The sequence below is a fragment of the Streptomyces ficellus genome (genome assembly GCF_030406405.1).
GTDB classification, from domain to species: Bacteria; Actinomycetota; Actinomycetes; order Streptomycetales; family Streptomycetaceae; genus Streptomyces; species Streptomyces ficellus_B.
Window position 1 is genome coordinate 44,738 of sequence record NZ_JAUEPL010000029.1, and the last position, 17,039, is coordinate 61,776.

At 72.1% G+C, this 17,039-nt stretch carries 10 protein-coding genes; all 10 read right to left on the reverse strand.

Annotation, left to right across the window (positions count from 1 at the left end):
• Positions 1-74: 74 nt before the first annotated feature.
• On the reverse strand, positions 75-1,280 hold the full coding sequence (locus QWM81_RS19220) for a DNA polymerase III subunit delta' (RefSeq protein ID WP_290113351.1): 1,206 nt from the start codon (positions 1,278-1,280) through the stop codon (positions 75-77).
• An 84-nt stretch (positions 1,281-1,364) separates the two neighbouring features.
• Positions 1,365-4,616 carry a dTMP kinase gene (gene tmk / locus QWM81_RS19225; RefSeq protein WP_290113352.1) on the reverse strand — a complete coding sequence of 1,084 codons (3,252 nt, stop codon included), beginning with the start codon at positions 4,614-4,616 and terminating at the stop codon, positions 1,365-1,367.
• 169 nt (positions 4,617-4,785) lie between these two features.
• Complete coding sequence (topA, locus tag QWM81_RS19230; RefSeq protein ID WP_290113353.1) at positions 4,786-7,659, reverse strand: type I DNA topoisomerase; 2,874 nt, start codon at positions 7,657-7,659, stop codon at positions 4,786-4,788.
• Positions 7,660-7,907: 248 nt separating this feature from the next.
• Positions 7,908-8,105 (reverse strand): hypothetical protein, encoded by a 198-nt coding sequence (locus QWM81_RS19235; RefSeq protein WP_290113354.1) that lies wholly within the window; start codon positions 8,103-8,105, stop codon positions 7,908-7,910.
• A 174-nt stretch (positions 8,106-8,279) separates the two neighbouring features.
• Complete coding sequence (locus QWM81_RS19240) at positions 8,280-10,391, reverse strand: serine/threonine-protein kinase (protein WP_290113355.1); 2,112 nt, start codon at positions 10,389-10,391, stop codon at positions 8,280-8,282.
• 206 nt (positions 10,392-10,597) lie between these two features.
• The gene (locus QWM81_RS19245; protein WP_290113356.1) at positions 10,598-12,112 is read right to left on the reverse strand and encodes a DUF7059 domain-containing protein; all 1,515 of its coding nucleotides are present in this window, start codon (positions 12,110-12,112) and stop codon (positions 10,598-10,600) included.
• Between the two features lie 127 nt (positions 12,113-12,239).
• On the reverse strand, positions 12,240-12,887 hold the full coding sequence (locus tag QWM81_RS19250; RefSeq protein WP_290113357.1) for a small secreted protein: 648 nt from the start codon (positions 12,885-12,887) through the stop codon (positions 12,240-12,242).
• 187 nt (positions 12,888-13,074) lie between these two features.
• On the reverse strand, positions 13,075-15,465 hold the full coding sequence (locus tag QWM81_RS19255; RefSeq protein WP_290113358.1) for a sodium-translocating pyrophosphatase: 2,391 nt from the start codon (positions 15,463-15,465) through the stop codon (positions 13,075-13,077).
• 234 nt (positions 15,466-15,699) lie between these two features.
• A complete protein-coding gene (locus QWM81_RS19260) occupies positions 15,700-16,158 on the reverse strand; it encodes an ATP-binding protein (protein ID WP_290113359.1) in 459 nt (152 codons plus the stop codon).
• A gap of 472 nt (positions 16,159-16,630) precedes the next feature.
• A complete protein-coding gene (gene bldG / locus QWM81_RS19265) occupies positions 16,631-16,984 on the reverse strand; it encodes an anti-sigma factor antagonist BldG (protein ID WP_290113361.1) in 354 nt (117 codons plus the stop codon).
• Positions 16,985-17,039 lie beyond the last annotated feature (55 nt).

Genomic DNA, 17,039 nt, shown 5'->3' on the forward strand with positions numbered 1-17,039 from the left:
CGGGTGGGGGTCGGGCCCCGCACGTCACCGCCGCACCCCGTCGGCCCCGGGCCGCGTGTGCGGAGGGCTGACGGTCAGCCCGCGCGGAGGGCCATGGTCATCGCCTCCACCGCGAGCAGCGGCGCGACGTTGCGGTCCAGGGCCTCGCGGCAGGCCAGGATCGCCTCGATGCGGCGCAGGGTTCGCTCCGGGGTCGACTCGCGGGCTATCCGGTCGAGGACGTCGCGCACGTCCTCGTTGGCGATGGCCGTGCGCGAGCCCAGCTGGATGGCCAGCACGTCCCGGTAGAAAGCGGTCAGGTCGCTGAGGGCCAGGTCCAGGGTGTCGCGCTGCGTGCGCGTCTTGCGGCGCTTCTGCTTGTCCTCCAGGTCCTTCATGGCCCCCGCCGTGCCGCGCGGCATCCGGCTGCCCTGCGAGCCGCCCAGCGCGGCCCTCAGCTCCTCGGTCTCCTTGGTGTCGATCTCCTCGGCGACCTGCTTGGCGTCCTCACCGGCCGCGTCGATCAGCTCCTGGGCAGCCTTGAGGCAGCCGCCCACATCATCGATGCGCAGCGGCAGTTTGAGGACCGTGGCCCGGCGGGTCCGGGCGCGCTCGTCGGTGGCGAGACGGCGGGCTCGGCCGATGTGGCCCTGGGTGGCGCGGGCGGCGATGTACGCGGCCTCCGGCTCGATGCCGTCGCGCCGGATCAGTACGTCGGCGACCGCGTCGACCGGCGGCGTACGCAGCGTCAGGTGACGGCAGCGGGAGCGGATCGTGGGCAGGACGTCCTCGATCGACGGCGCGCACAACAGCCAGACCGTACGGGGCGCGGGCTCCTCGATGGCCTTCAGCAACACGTTGCCGGCGCCTTCGGTGAGGCGGTCGGCGTCCTCCAGTACCAAGACCTGCCAGCGGCCGACGGCGGGCGAGAGCTGGGCCCGCCGTACGAGCTCACGGGTCTCCTTCACGCCGATGGAGAGCAGGTCGGTGCGGATGATCTCCACATCGGCGTGGGTCCCGACGAGGGTGGTATGGCAGCCGTCGCAGAACCCGCAGCCGGGTTCCCCGCCGAGCGCCCGGTCCGGGCTGACGCACTGCAGGGCGGCCGCGAAGGCGCGGGCGGCGGTGGCCCGCCCGGAGCCGGGCGGGCCGGTGAACAGCCACGCGTGCGTCATCTTCGAGGCGTCGGGCGGCGCGGTGCCGTTCGTGACGGCGGTGACCAGCGCGTCGGCGTCACGCGCGGCGGCGGCCAGCTGCGCGTGCACGCGGTCCTGGCCGACCAGGTCGTCCCACACGGGCATGGGTCACCGCCTTCCTGCGTACGTGTCGGTGGGCTCGTGTCGCTGTGGAACCCATTGTGGGGGACGGGTCTGACAACGCCCGCGTCAGCGGCCGCGGCGGCCGTCCCGGGGGTCGTCATCGTCCTCGTGCGGGCCGAGCAGTTCGTCGGCGAGCGAGGGCAGGTCGTCCAGCGGGGTCTCCTCCGCCCAGTCGGAGCGGCGTCGCGGCCGGCCCCGTTCGTCGAACTGGGGCAGCTCGCGGGTCCGCTCGTTGTCCCGGGCGTTGTCCTGCGCGTCGTGCCGGGGCGGCTCGTGGCGTCCAGCACGGGGGGCCTCGGCGGCCCGTCCGGGGGCTTCGTCCCGGAAGAACCCCGGCGGCACGCGGTCGGCCGGCCCCGCGTCCCGTACGGGCGGCAGCACCGCCGTCTCCTCGGCATCAGCCGTGTCCCGAACCGGACGGAGGACCGCCGTCTCCTCAGCGTCGGCCGGCCCCGCGTCCCGTACGGGCGGCAGCACCGCCGTCTCCTCGGCATCAGCCGCATCCCGAACCGGACGGAGCACCGCCGTCTCCTCGGCGTCAGTCGGCCCCGCGTCCCGTACGGGCGGCAGCACCGCCGTCTCCTCGGCGTCGGACGGCGGCGCCTCCGCCTCGTCCTTGCGCATGGTGACGCGCGGGACCGGAACCTCCTGCGTCACCTCGTCAGGCCGCACGACCGGCGTCGGTACGGTCATCTCGTTCGCCGAAGCCGACGCCGCAGCCGCGGCGGACGCGGCGGCCGCTGCCTCCGCGAGGCGCCGCGCCTCCTCGGCGCGCAGCAGGGCCTCCTCGGCCTTGCGCTGCTTCTCCAGGCGCCGCGCCTCGGCCTCGGCGCGCAGCCGTTCCTGCTCCTCCTTGAGCTTGCGCAGCCGTTCCTGCTCGTCGCGGCGGGCCTTCTCCTCGGCCTCGCGCCGCCGCCGCTCCTCCTCGGCCAGCCGGCGCGCCTCCTCCGCCCGCCGCCTGGCCTCCTCGGCCTGCCGCTCGGCCTCGCGCTGCCGCGCCTCTTCCTCCTCGCGGCGCTTGCGCTCCTCCTCCTCGGCACGCAGCTTGGCGAGCTGTTCCTGGCGCTCGCGCTCCAGGCGCTCCTCCTCGGCCTTGCGCGCCGCCTCTTCCTCGGCCTTGCGCCGGGCCTCCTCCTCGGCCGCCCTGCGCGCCTCCTCCCGGGCCTTCACCTCGGCCTCGGAGAGCGGCAGCATCCGGTCGAGCCGGTGGCGTACGACGGTGGTGACGGCCTCCGGGTCCTGGCCGGCGTCCACCACCAGGTAGCGACCGGGGTCCGCCGCCGCGAGGGCGAGGAATCCGGCCCGTACGCGCCGGTGGAACTCCGCCGGCTCCGACTCCAGCCGGTCCGGCGCCTCCGTGAACCGCTCCCGCGCGGTCTCCGGTGAGACGTCCAGGAGCACGGTCAGATGCGGTACGAGGCCGTCGGTGGCCCAACGGGAGATGCGGGCGATCTCGGTCGGGGACAGGTCGCGTCCGGCGCCCTGGTAGGCGACGGACGAGTCGATGTACCGGTCGGAGATGACGATCGCGCCCCGCTCCAGGGCCGGGCGGACCAGCGAGTCGACGTGCTCGGCGCGGTCGGCGGCGTACAGCAGCGCCTCCGCGCGGTTGGACAGTCCGGCGCTCGACACGTCGAGGAGGATCGAGCGCAGCCGCTTGCCGACCGGCGTGGCGCCCGGCTCACGCGTGACGACGACCTCGTGCCCCTTGGCCCTGATCCACTCGGCCAGCGCCTCCACCTGCGTGGACTTGCCCGCGCCGTCGCCGCCTTCCAGGGCGATGAAGAACCCGGTCGGCGACGGCACCTGCGCCGGGTCGCCGCCGCGCAGCGCGTCCCGCAGGTCGCGGCGGAGCGGCACACCGGAACGGTCGTCCGTCTTGGCCAGGACCAGTGCCGCGACGGGCAGCAGCAGCGCACCGGCCAGCATGAGCGTGAAGGCGGCGCCGCCGTGCGCGAAGACGAAGTCGCCGCTCGCGAGGCGGTGCGGGCCGATCGCCGCGGCGAGCAGCGGGGCGGCGATCGCGCCGAGCGCGATGGAGACCCGGACGACGGCCTGGAGGTGCTCGGTCAGCCGCGGCCGCCGGAACTCCTCCGTCTCCTGGTCGAGCAGGACGTGCCCGGTGTGGGCGGCGACGCCCGCCACGAAGCCCGCGACGAGCGCGATGAACAGCACGGTCGCCGTGTCGGGCACCAGGCCCATCGCGAGGAGCGCGAGGCCCGTGGCCGCGATCGCGAGCGCGAGCAGGCGGCGGCGGGAGAGGGCAGGCAGGACGGACGGTGCGCGGCGGATGCCCACGCCCGTTCCGCCGGTCACCGCGAGGACGAGCAGCGCGAAGGCGACGGGGCCGCCGCCGAGGTCCCTGGCGTGCAGCACGGCGACGGCGACGGTGGCCGCGACGGCTCCCGCGACGGCTGCGCAGGCGAGCACGAGCACGGGTATGGCTCCCGTACGCCCCTTCTCGATGCCGCTTGCGGTGGACGGGCGGCGCAGGCCCTCCAGCGGGGAGCGGGGGCGCGGGGTCTGGGCGTCGGGCAGTTGCAGGAAGTACAGGACGGAGACGGAGGCGGCGAAGAGGCCGGCCGCCACGTACGACCCGAGGGCCGCCTGGTGCGCGGTGAACCACTCGATGCCCGTCCCGAGCAGGTTGCTGATGAGCGTGGCGACGAGGAGCGCGGCGGCCGCGCCGGGGATGGCGGCGAAGCCCGTGCGCAGGGACAGGCGGCGCAGCGCGTCCATGTGGTCCGGCAGCGGACGCACCGCCGCGCCCTCCGGGGGCGGGGCGGGCAGCAGAGCGGGGGCGGCGCCTTCCTTGGCGACGGTCCAGAACCGCTCGGCGACACCGGCCAGGAAGACGGTGCCCAGGAGAAACGCGAGGGCGTGGTCGGGCGTCCAGTCGATCCACAACGGCGCGACGACCAGCAGCGCGACGCGCACGCCATCGGCGGCGACCATGGTCCAGCGCCGGTCGAGCGGGCCCTTGGAGGCGGTCAGGCTGGTCAGCGGGCCGAGCAGGACGGCACCGAAGAGGACCGTGGACACCACCCGCGCCCCGAACACCGCCGCGACGGCGAAGGCCGCGCCCCGGTAACCGCCTCCGAAGGCTCCTTCGGTGACCGCCGCCTGTAGGGCCAGCAGCACCAGGACGAGCAGGGCGAGGGCATCACCGATCCCCCCGACGAGCTGCGCGCTCCACAGCCGCCGCAGGGGCGGGGTGCGCAACAGGGCCCGTACGGCGCGCTCGCGGGAGTCCGCGGCAAGTGCGGCGTCGGAGTCTGAGATGGGGCTCAAGACCGTTGGCTGCTCGGCTCGCGTCATCCCATCAGCCTATCCGCAGCGACCGACACCCAGTCGTCCCCGCCCGGACAACTGGGCGCGGTCCGGGATACGGGGGCCGGCGCCTCCCGGGCACCGGCGTGCCGGGACGCGTCGAAGCGGCCCTCCGGCTTGCTGCCGTCGGGCCGCTCCGCGGCGGACTACGGGCGGACTAGTCGTCCGACGAGGCCTTGGAGGCCGTGGCCTTCTTCGCCATCGTCTTCTTGGCCGCCGTCGTCGTCTTCGCGGCCGCCGTCGTCTTCGTGGCGGCGGTCTTCTTCGCCGTGGTGGTCTTCTTGGCGGCGGTCTTCTTGGCCGTCGTCGTCTTCTTGGCGGCCGTCTTCTTCGCCGGCGCCTTCTTGGCGGTCTTCTTCGCCGGGCTCTTCGCCCGCTTCTCCGCGAGCAGCTCGTAGCCGCGCTCCGGCGTGATCGTCTCCACGCTGTCGCCCGTCCGCAGCGTCGCGTTCGTCTCGCCGTCCGTGACGTACGGGCCGAAGCGGCCGTCCTTCACGACCACCGGCCGCTCGCTCACCGGGTCGACGCCAAGCTCCTTCAGCGGCGGCTTGGCGGCGGCGCGGCCGCGCTGCTTGGGCTGTGCGTAGATCGCGAGGGCTTCGTCCAGCGTGATGGTGAAGAGCTGCTCCTCGTGCTCCAGGGAGCGCGAGTCCGTGCCCTTCTTGAGGTACGGGCCGTAGCGACCGTTCTGCGCGGTGATCTCCTCGCCGGTCGCCGGGTCCGCGCCCACGACGCGCGGCAGCGACATCAGCTTGAGCGCGTCCTCCAGGGTCACCGTGTCCAGGGACATGGACTTGAAGAGGGAGGCCGTGCGCGGCTTCACCGCGTTCTTGCCCGTCTTCGGGGTGCCCTCGGGCAGGATCTCCGTCACGTACGGGCCGTAGCGGCCGTCCTTGGCGACGATCTGGTGCCCCGTCGCCGGGTCCGTACCCAGCTCGAAGTCGCCGCTGGGCTTTGCCAGCAGCTCCTCCGCGAGCTCGACCGTGAGCTCGTCGGGCGCCAGGTCCTCCGGGACGTCGGCGCGCTGGTGGCCTTCCTGGTCCTTCTCGCCGCGCTCGATGTACGGGCCGTAGCGCCCGACGCGCAGCACGATGCCGTTGCCGACGGGGAAGGAGGAGATCTCGCGGGCGTCGATCGCCCCCAGGTCGGTGACCAGCTCCTTCAGGCCGCCGAGGTGGTCGCCGTCGCCGTTGCCGGCCTCGGCCGCACGGCCCGCGGCGGAGCCGTCGCCCTCGCCGAAGTAGAACCGCTTCAGCCACGGCACCGCCTGCGCCTCGCCCCGCGCGATGCGGTCGAGGTCGTCCTCCATCTTCGCGGTGAAGTCGTAGTCGACGAGCCGGCCGAAGTGCTTCTCCAGCAGGTTGACCACGGCGAAGGACAGGAAGGACGGCACGAGCGCCGTGCCCTTCTTGAAGACGTAGCCGCGGTCCAGGATGGTGCCGATGATCGACGCGTACGTCGACGGGCGGCCGATCTCGCGCTCTTCCAGCTCCTTGACCAGCGACGCCTCGGTGTAGCGGGCCGGAGGCTTGGTGGCGTGGCCGTCCGCCGTGATCTCCTCGGCGGTCAGCGCGTCGCCCTGGGCGACCTGCGGCAGCCGGCGCTCGCGGTCGTCGAGCTCGGCGTTGGGGTCGTCGGCCCCCTCCACGTACGCCTTCATGAAGCCGTGGAAGGTGATCGTCTTTCCGGACGCGCTGAACTCGGCGTCCCGGCCGTCGCTCGACCGGCCGCCGATCTTGACGGTGACCGAGTTTCCGACGGCGTCCTTCATCTGGGAGGCGACGGTCCGCTTCCAGATCAGTTCGTACAGCTTGAACTGGTCGCCGTGCAGGCCGGTCTCCGCGGGTGTGCGGAAACGATCACCCGAGGGGCGGATCGCCTCGTGCGCCTCCTGCGCGTTCTTGACCTTCCCGGCGTACACGCGCGGCGAGTCGGGCAGGTAATTGGCCCCGTACAGCTGCGTGACCTGCGCACGGGCCGCGGCGACGGCCGTGTCCGACAGGGTCGTGGAGTCCGTACGCATATACGTGATGAAGCCGTTCTCGTACAGCTTCTGCGCGATCTGCATCGTCGCCTTGGCACCGAAGCCGAGCTTCCGGCTGGCCTCCTGCTGGAGGGTCGTGGTGCGGAAGGGCGCGTACGGAGAGCGGCGGTACGGCTTCGACTCGACGGACCGGACGCTGAACGACGTCTCGGCGAGCGCGGCGGCCAGGGCGCGCGCGTTCGCCTCGTCCAGGTGCAGGACCTGGCCGGACGACGCCTTGAGCTGCCCGTCCGGGCCGAAGTCGCGGCCCTGCGCCACGCGCCGGCCGTCGACCGCGGCGAGGCGGGCGATCAAGGTCGACGGGTCGGAGGAGTCGCCCACGCGGCCGGTGGCGAAGGTGCCGGTCAGGTCCCAGTACTCGGCCGAGCGGAACGCGATGCGCTCGCGCTCCCGCTCGACCACGAGCCGGGTGGCGACGGACTGCACGCGGCCGGCGGACAGCCGGGGCATGACCTTCTTCCACAGGACCGGCGAGACCTCGTAGCCGTACAGGCGGTCGAGGATACGGCGGGTCTCCTGGGCGTCCACCATGCGCTTGTTCAGCTCACGCGGGTTGGCGACGGCGGCCTGGATGGCGTCCTTGGTGATCTCGTGGAACACCATGCGGTGGACCGGGACCTTGGGCTTCAGGACTTCCAGCAGGTGCCAGGCGATGGCCTCGCCCTCGCGGTCCTCATCGGTGGCGAGGAAGAGTTCGTCGGACTCGGCCAGCTGCTCCTTGAGCTTCCTGACCTGGGCTTTCTTGTCGGCATTGACGACGTAGATGGGCTGGAAGTCGTGTTCGACGTCCACCCCGAGGCGGCGTACCTCGCCGGTGTACTTCTCGGGCACTTCGGCGGCGCCGTTAGGGAGGTCGCGGATGTGTCCGACGCTCGCTTCGACGACGTACCCCGGGCCGAGGTAGCCCTTGATCGTCTTCGCCTTGGCAGGCGACTCGACGATGACGAGTCGGCGGCCGCCCTGTGCGGTCTCGCTGGTCGGGGACAACTTCGCTCTTCTCTCCGGTCGACGCTCGGTGGCACGTGCGGCGCGGTGTGGTCATACCGCGTGCACTCCTGCGCACTGCTGTGGCGCTGTGCTGTGACGCTGCTGTCGCTGCGGAGTGTGACGGTACAACCCGCCCCCGTGTCAAACGGCAAAAGACCGCAACGGCCACTCGAACGGTAACCCGAGTCCGGGCTTTCCTGCCGCCCGGACTCCCCTCAGAACGCGGAGCCCCCCATTCCACCGCCCCTTCAGATCCGGCCGAAGCACCACACCCCGAGGATCAGGAACGCCGCCCCCAGCGACGTCGCGAACGTGATCGCCGCCACCGGGCTCACGCCGTGCGCGACCGGCGCCCGGTGCAGCGCGCGTGCGCCGGTCCACAGCAGCAATCCCGCTCCGAACAGCGTGAACGCCGTGCCGGCGAAGATGGCCGGTCCGCTCTCCATGCCCGTACCCCGCTCCTCGATGATCTTCTGGTTGCCCCGAGGGCGAGGCTGACACCTCCCGGCGTCATGAGGGCGAATTACGGGTGAACGGCACGCGGTGCGGCGCGTGCGTTCACCCGCGCGGAGCCGGGCGGAGTGTCATGGCCCACGTCCCGGGCCGAGCCGCCGGCGAGGTCACCGGTCCGCGACCGCCTCGATGCCGGGACGGCCGGACAGACCGTGGCCGCCGGAGGTGCCGGACACACCGTGGCCGCCGGAGACGCCGGGTACGCCCTGACCGCCCGGCGTGCCGGACAGGCCGGCGCTGTCCACCGGTCCGCTGACCCGGCCGGTCGTCGGCTTGAGGTCCGGGCGGCCGACCGTGCACACGAGGGTGCGCATGCCGTCCTCCCACTGGGACTCCCACGGACGCCATCCGAACATCGCCAGGTCGGCTCCGGGTGCCCAGGCGGACTCGTACCTGTTGGCGCAGAGCTTGTGCATCTTCTTCTCCACGTCCTTGAACTGCGTGGTCTGCGGCATCTTCACGAAGCCCACCACCTGGTCGGTGTGCGGCTCGGCGCAGTCGGTGAGCGGCGTGATGACGGTGTCGTCGTCCACCTCCTTGTAGAGCAGGCAGTCACCCATGGCCCAGGTGCTCACGGGCAGGTCGGCTCCTTCGTCGCGGAAGGTGCCTATCTCGCCCCCGAGAGCCGCCTTCTGCCCCACGACGAGGCATGCGGTGGCGCCCTCCGCGGCGTCGAAGCCCTCCTTCGTCGGCACGACGGCGTAGGACGCCGCCTCCGGCAGCGACTTCACGAGCGCGTCCGTCTGCCCGGAGCACCGGCCGGGCCCTTCCGTACGGGCGGCCTCCGCGTCCGCGCTGCGTTCGACCGCGATGACCTGGCCGTCCGGATCGTCCTCGCCGCAGTCGACGACGCCCAGGTTGGGCGGGGCGGCGAGCGGTGCGCCGGGCCAGACGACGGAGACGCAGTCGCCCGCCTTCAGCGGGGCCAGCAGCCCTACGGATTCGCCGTATGGGTAGACCGGCCCGGTGGGCGTCGCCGTGGCCGAACCGCTCGGTGATGACGTCCCCTTGGCCGCCGGGTGCTTGGTGTCGTCGTCCCCGAGGAGCGCCACGACTGCCCAGGCGGCGCCGCCGAGCACCAGGACCACGGCGGCGACCATGGCGACGACGGCGGCGGACGGTTTGATGCGCCGCGGGGCGGGTGCGGGCTCGGGCGCGGGTGTGGCGTACGGGTTCCACGTCCCGTACGGCCCCGGCGCCGGTGCCGGTCCTGACCCCCCGGGCAGCGGGAGCGAGGCGTACGGCGAGGGCTCGGACGTCCCGTGCGGCGGCGTGGAGGGCGTGGCGGGGGCCGGGGGACCGCCCGGTTCCGGCCCGCCCGCGACCGGCGGCCCGAAGCCCGCCGCCGCGGTCCGCCGCGCCGCCTCCAGGCCGCGCGCCACTACCTCCGGAGCCGCCCGGCGCACCGGGTCCTTCAGCAGCAGCCCGTGCAGTACGGCGCCGAGTTCGGCGCCCGCCCGCACCGGAGGGGTCGGGTCCTCGGTGAGCAGCGCGGTCAGCGTGCCGTACTCGTCGGCCCGGTCGAACGGCCCTCGCCCCTCGACCGCGGCGTACAGCGTGGCGCCCAGCGAGAAGAGGTCCGCCGCCGGTGTCGGCGGTTCGCCCCGCGCGCGCTCCGGCGCCAGGTACCCCGGCGTACCGAGCACCCCGGCGGTGGCGGTCAGCCGCGGCTCGCCCGACTGCGGCTGGAGCGCGATGCCGTAGTCGGTCAGCAGCACCCGGCCGTACGGCGCGCCGGACGCATCGGGCGCGAGCAGGATGTTGGCCGGTTTCACGTCCCTGTGCAGGATTCCGATCCGGTGCCCGGCCGTGAGCGCGTCGAGCACGGCGAGCCCGACCCGGGCCGTCTCGGCAGGCGTCAGCGGCCCCGCCCGCCGGATCAGTGCCTGGAGGTCGACCGCTTCCGGTACGAACTCCATGACGATCCAGGGCAGTCCGTCGTGGACGACCACGTCGTGCACGGTGGCCACGTGCGGATGACCGCGCAGCCGTGCGGCGTACCGTGCCTCACTGCGGGCCCGGGCGATCCGCGCGGCCGGCTCGCCGTCGGCCATCGCCGTATCGGACATGGCGATCTCCTTGATGGAGACCTGGCACGCCAATTCCTCGTCGTACGCGAGCCACACGCGCCCCATACCGCCCGCGCCCAGCTTGCGCAGCAGCCGGTACCGGCCCGCGACGACCCTGTCTTCGCCCTGATCCGGCGTGTCTCCGGTCATGGCGCCTCCCCCCGAGACCGCGGCGTCTGTGCGACACCGCCCACGTACTGTCGACGGTAGCCGCGGGCACCCCTTACGCAGGAGCCCTTCCGCGGTCAAATACCGTCACTCCGGATTCCTCAAACACCCCCTCATCAGCCATGTCGTGCTGTCACAGCGCTTCGCACACCCGCTCGGACGGACAGACCCGGCGGCGGCCCCTTGGCTCATCCCGCCGTGGCCGGTTCCAGGAACCCTTCCTCCACCAGCAGCCGGATCGCCTGTGGCGTACGGTCACGCAACAGCACCGGGTCCTCACCCATCAACTGGGCGATGGCGTCCAGGATTCGTCCGGCGCTGAGCGTCCCGTCGCACACGCCCGCGAAGCCCGCCCCGACGGCGTCCACCTTGGTGGCGCGGCGCATCCCGCGGTTCTGCCGGAGCACCACATGCTCGGGGTCCTCCGCCCCCGGCAGCCCGACCTGCTCCTGCACCACCTCGGGCGCGAGCACGAAGTGGTCGGCCAGCAGCGCCGCGTCGTCCCGCGACCGCAGGTAGTCCTGGCGCGCGAAGTGCGCGAGGACCGTCTCGCCGAGCGGCTGCTCAACCGGGTGCGGCCACTCCTCGATCACGATCGACGGCTCCTCGGCGCCGGACTTGCGCAGCGTGATCCAGCCGAAGCCGACCGCCTTGGTCCCGCGTGCCTCGAACTCGTCCAGCCACGCCTCGTACCGCGCCGCGTACCTCTCGGGGTCGTCGCGGTGGTCCCCGGCGTCCCGCAGCCACAACTCGGCGTACTGCGTGACGTCCTGCACCTCACGCTGCACGATCCAGGCATCGCACCCAGGCGGCACCCAGGACCGCAGCCGCTCCTGCCACTCCTCGCCCTCCACGTGCTGCCAGTTGGCGAGGAACTGCGCGAACCCCCCGTCGTTCAGCCTCGCCCCGGCCTGCCGGACGAGCGTGCGGCACAGATCGTCTCCGCCCATCCCGCCGTCCCGGTAGGTCAGCCGGGCACCGGGCGAGATGACGAAGGGCGGGTTGGACACGATCAGGTCGAACGTCTCCGAATCCACCGGCTCGAACAGCGAACCGGCGCGCAGGTCGGCCTCCGGCGCACCGGACAGCGCGAGCGTCAGCCGGGCGAAGTCCAGTGCCCGCGGGTTCAGGTCCGTCGCCGTCACCCGGGTGGCGTGCTGTGTGGCGTGCAGCGCCTGGATGCCGGAGCCGGTGCCGAGGTCCAGTGCCGAGGCGACGGGCGTACGGACCGTGATCCCGGCGAGCGTGGTGGACGCCCCGCCCACGCCGAGAACCACGCCCTCGCCGCGGCCTCGCGCTCCGCTCGCCCCGCCCACGGCGCAGCCCAGGTCGGAGACGATGAACCAGTCCTGGCCCTCCGGCCCGCCGTACGGCCGTACGTCCACGGTGGCGCGGACCTCGCCGGCGTCCTCCCTCACCCACCCGTCGGCGAGCGCCTCTTCCAGCGGCAGGGCGGCGCGCGCCTGTTCGTACGTCACGGGCCGCTGGAGGAGGAAGAGGCGCACGAGCGTGTCGAGGGGGCCGTCCCCGCGCGTGGCGCGCAGAGCGGGCACCGTCTCGCTGCGGGCGAGCGCGGCGTACGCGGGTGCGCCGAGCAGCTCGAGCAGCCCGTCGGCGGTGAAGCCGATGGCGAGCAGGGCGTCGCGGAGGCGGGCGGCGCGATCGGGCACCGGGAGGCTGGCGGTAAGGCTGGTCGTACTCACATGCTCATTGTGGCCGCCGCCACTGACAATCAACGCGCGGCCCGGCCCCCTGCCGGGGACCGGGCCAAGGCTCGCAAGGAAAACGCGTACGAGTGCCTACGTGCGTTCGGGTACGGAGAAGCGGGCGCTAGCTCGCCGAGGCCGGCTTCGAGGCCGAAGCGGAAGCGGCGGGGGCGGAGGCGGAGGCGGCCGGTCCGGGCTTGGCGGGCGGGATGGTCGGCGACACCGACGCCTTGGCCTTCTGGCAGCCGGGCTGCTTGGCCATCGCCTGGCCGAGCTGGCCGGACTGCAGTTTGGCCAGCGCGTCCTGGTCCATCTTCTCGATCTTCTTCAGCCCGTCCGCCACGTTCTGCAGCCCATCGGCGAACTTCTGCTGGTCCCTCGGGTTGAGCGCGTCGACCTGCTTCTTCAGCGCCTCGTACGCCGCGGCCGTGGCGTTGAGCTCCTTGACCGCGTCCTGCTGGAGCTTCTCGCCGTTGTCGACGGGCGGCACCCCGGCGTCCTGCACCGCCTTGGCGAGCGCCTTGTCGGCGTCGGCGATGTCCTGGAAGGCCTTGGAGTCGGCAGCCTGGATGTCCGCGGGCTTGCCGTCCGCCGCCGTCGAGATGATGGTCTGCTGGGCGTTGGCCCTCTTCTGGATCTGCGGCTGCGCCTGGTCGCAGACCTTCTTGGCCCAGGCGTCCACCTTGTTTTCACCGTCGTCTTCGCTGCAGCCCGACAGTGCGAGCACCAGTACCGCACCGCCGGACAGTGCGGCCGCAAGCTTCTTGTTCACCGGATTGGTCCCTTCCGAGGCTCTCGGCCCCGGAACATACACGCCAAGTGGGCGACATTCGCGTGTCGGGTGACCGTTCCGTACGCTTTTACAACCATTTGCACCAAGGGAGATAAGCCTCACGACCCTCGGCTCGACGGGCGGACGGAGCGTCTATGCGTCCGTCCGCCCGTCACCCGATCGGGTGTTACAAGGCGGTCGCCTTGCTGGCGACCCGCCCGGCCGAGCTGTCCTCGTCGTCCCCCATGTCGACGGAACGCCGCTTGGACGCGTACACCGCTCCGACGATGATGACGATCGCGACAGCCGCCACCACAGCCCGTACGCCCGCGCTGGCGTCGCCGCCGTAGCTGAACTGCACGACCGCGGGCGCGATGAGCAGCGAGACCAGGTTCATCACCTTCAGCAGCGGGTTGATGGCCGGTCCCGCCGTGTCCTTGAAGGGGTCGCCGACCGTGTCGCCGATGACCGTCGCGGCATGCGCCTCGCTTCCCTTGCCGCCGTGGTGGCCGTCCTCGACCAGCTTCTTGGCGTTGTCCCAGGCACCTCCGGAGTTGGCGAGGAAGACGGCCATCAAGGTGCCGGTGCCGATGGCTCCGGCGAGGTACGAGCCGAGGGCGCCGACGCCCAGGGAGAAGCCGACGGCGATCGGGGCCATGACCGCGAGCAGGCCGGGGGTGGCCAGCTCGCGCAGCGCGTCCTTCGTACAGATGTCGACGACGCGCCCGTACTCCGGCTTCTCGCTGTAATCCATGATCCCGGGGTGCTCGCGGAACTGCCGGCGCACCTCGTAGACCACCGATCCGGCCGACCGCGACACCGCGTTGATGGCCAGCCCGGAGAAGAGGAACACCACCGCGGCACCGAGGATCAGCCCGACGAGGTTGTTGGGCTGCGAGATGTCCATGGTCAGGTTCATCTCGGAGGCCCTGGCCCCCACCTCGCGTACGGCCGTGGCGATCGCGTCCCGGTAGGAACCGAAGAGCGCGGCCGCCGCCAGGACCGCCGTGGCGATGGCGATGCCCTTGGTGATGGCCTTGGTGGTGTTGCCGACCGCGTCGAGGTCGGTGAGCACCTGGGCGCCGGCGCCCTGGACGTCGCCGGACATCTCGGCGATGCCCTGCGCGTTGTCGGAGACCGGTCCGAAGGTGTCCATCGCGACGATGACGCCGACGGTGGTGAGCAGGCCGGTGCCGGCCAGCGCCACCGCGAACAGCGCCAGCATGATCGACGTACCGCCGAGCAGGAACGCCCCGTACACCGACAGCCCGATGAGCAGGGCCGTGTAGACGGCGGACTCCAGGCCGACGGAGATGCCCGCGAGGACGACCGTGGCGGGGCCGGTCAGGGAGGACTTCCCGATGTCCCTGACCGGGCGGCGGCTGGTCTCGGTGAAGTAGCCGGTCAGTTGCTGGATCAGCGCGGCCAGCACGATGCCGATGGCGACGGCCACCAGCGCGAGGACGCGCGGGTCGCCGCCGTGCGTCGTGATGGCGGACTCGGTGACGCCTTCGAGTTCGGCGTACGAGGACGGCAGGTAGATGAAGACCGCGGCCGCCACGAGGGCGAGCGAGATCACCGCGGAGATGAAGAACCCGCGGTTGATCGCGCTCATCCCACTGCGGTCGGCGCGCCGCGGGGCGACCGCGAAGATGCCGATCATCGCGGTGACCACGCCGATCGCCGGAACGATCAGTGGGAAGGCCAGTCCGTAGTCGCCGAACGCCGCCTTACCGAGGATGAGCGCCGCGACCAGCGTCACGGCGTACGACTCGAAGAGGTCGGCGGCCATGCCCGCGCAGTCGCCGACGTTGTCCCCGACGTTGTCGGCGATGGTGGCGGCGTTGCGCGGGTCGTCCTCGGGGATGCCCTGCTCCACCTTGCCGACGAGGTCGGCGCCGACGTCGGCGGCCTTGGTGAAGATGCCGCCGCCGACACGCATGAACATCGCGATGAGCGCGGCACCGAGACCGAAGCCCTCGAGCACCTTGGGGGCGTCGGCGGCATAGACCAGGACCACGCAGGAGGCACCGAGCAGGCCGAGGCCCACCGTGAACATGCCGACCACGCCGCCCGTACGAAAAGCGATCTTCATGGCCTTGTGCGACACGGCCGTCAGATCCTTTTGCGGCTCTCCGGGCGCCGGAGTGGCCTCACGCGCGGCCGCCGCCACGCGCACATTGGCGCGGACGGCCAGACGCATGCCGATGTATCCGGTGGCCGCCGAGAAAAGCGCCCCCACCAGGAAGAACAGTGATCGTCCCGCACGCTGTGACCAGTCGTCCGCGGGCAGCAGCATGAGCAGGAAGAACACGACGACCGCGAAGATGCCGAGGGTCCGCAGCTGACGGGCCAGATAGGCATTCGCGCCTTCTTGTACGGCCGCCGCGATTTTCTTCATGGCGGCGGTGCCCTCACCGGCCGCCAGTACCTGGCGTACGAGCAGTTGGGCGACGACCAGGGCGGCCAGCGCCACAGCCGCGATGACGACGACGATGATCCGGTTGTCGTCGGTGAGGACCGCGGCCGCGAGAGAAGTGGGGTGGTCGGACAGGTGTGGTGTGAAGAGCCCCGCCATTCGTCCTCCTTGACGTCAGAAGAGCTCAAGATGTGGACGGATTGTAGGGAGCAGAACCCGATCAAAACAGAGCGCCGTAGAACAGAATTGACCTTTGCTCGCCACTAGGCAAATGTTCGACGCAAGGAATCCACTCGAAAGTAGTAATGACCTAGAACCGTTGACACTTGGCGACGATCTAGGAAAAGCAAAAAGGCCCTGCTCAGCAGGGCCTTTTCATTCGCGGGACGGCGGTCAGGAGACTACCGCGGCCGGGTTCGTCGGCCAGGTCATTCGGATGACGCCGCCCGCCTTGCCGGCGGACACCTCGACGTCATCGACGAGCCCGGTGATGACCGCCAGGCCCATCTCGTCCTCGCCCTCCGCGTCGTCGAACTCCTCCGCGGGCGCCGAGCTGCGCTTGCCGGGCACCCCGGCGGCGTCGGCCGCGGCCACGCCCGCGCCCGGCACCTCGTCACCGACCTCGATCGAGAACGTCTTCTCCTCCTCGTTCAGCACGACCCGGACCGGAGAAGTGACGTTATTGCTGCGGTGCAGCCCGACGGCGCGGGAGCACGCCTCACCGACGGCGAGCCTGACCTCGTCCAGCACGGCTTCGTCGACCCCGGCCCGGCGCGCCACGGCGGCCGCCACCAGACGGGCGGTCCTGACGTGCTCGGGCTGGGCGCTGAAGCGGAGTTCAACGGTGGCCATGCGGTCCCCCTCGGTCCCTACGAGCGTGCGTCCCAGAGGGCCGGGCTCGACGCCCGGCACCCTGCCTTCCTCCCGGAGCCTCCGGCGGCCCGGCCGAAGCGCCGCCGAAAGCCCGGCCCGAACCTCCGGCCGTGAGCCCCAGCCGGAACCCCGGCCATGAGGCCCAGCCATGAGGCCCGGCCCTGTGGCCCTCGGCCATGAGGCCCGACCTGCGGCCCGACCTGCGGCCCGGCCTGTGGCGCGGCCGAAGCGCCAACCGGTGCCGACCGGCGCTGACCGGCACCGACGGTGCGCCGACTGCGGCATCGGTCGAGGCGCCGGCCGGGGCCGGTTTCCTCGCCACGATCCGCGATCGGCACGGCCCGACGCGCCCGGGCCTCCGTCCGGCACGCGGCCCGGACCTCGGTACAGCGCCGGACCGGCCGGAACTCGGCGCGACCGGCCTTGTCTCCGGCCCGGCCGACCGGCCTTCTCAGTCGGTCGCCGCGACGGCTTCCTCCACGGTGGTGTGGATCGGGAACACCTTGGTGAGACCGGTGATCCGGAAGATCTTGAGAATGCGCTCCTGGTTGCAGACCAGGCGCAGCGAGCCCTCATGCGCGCGGACGCGCTTGAGGCCGCCCACGAGCACGCCGAGGCCGGTCGAGTCGAGGAAGTCCACGCCCTCCATGTCGACAACCAGGTGGTAGCTGCCGTCATTCACCAACTCGACCAACTGCTCGCGCAGCTTGGGCGCGGTATACACATCAATCTCGCCACCGACCTCGACGACCGTACGGTCGCCGGCGGGGCCGGACACATTGCGAGTCGACAGGGACAGGTCCACGGATCCTCCAGCACCTTGCTATCGAGCGGTCGCCCCTCCGATCTCCGGACGGAGC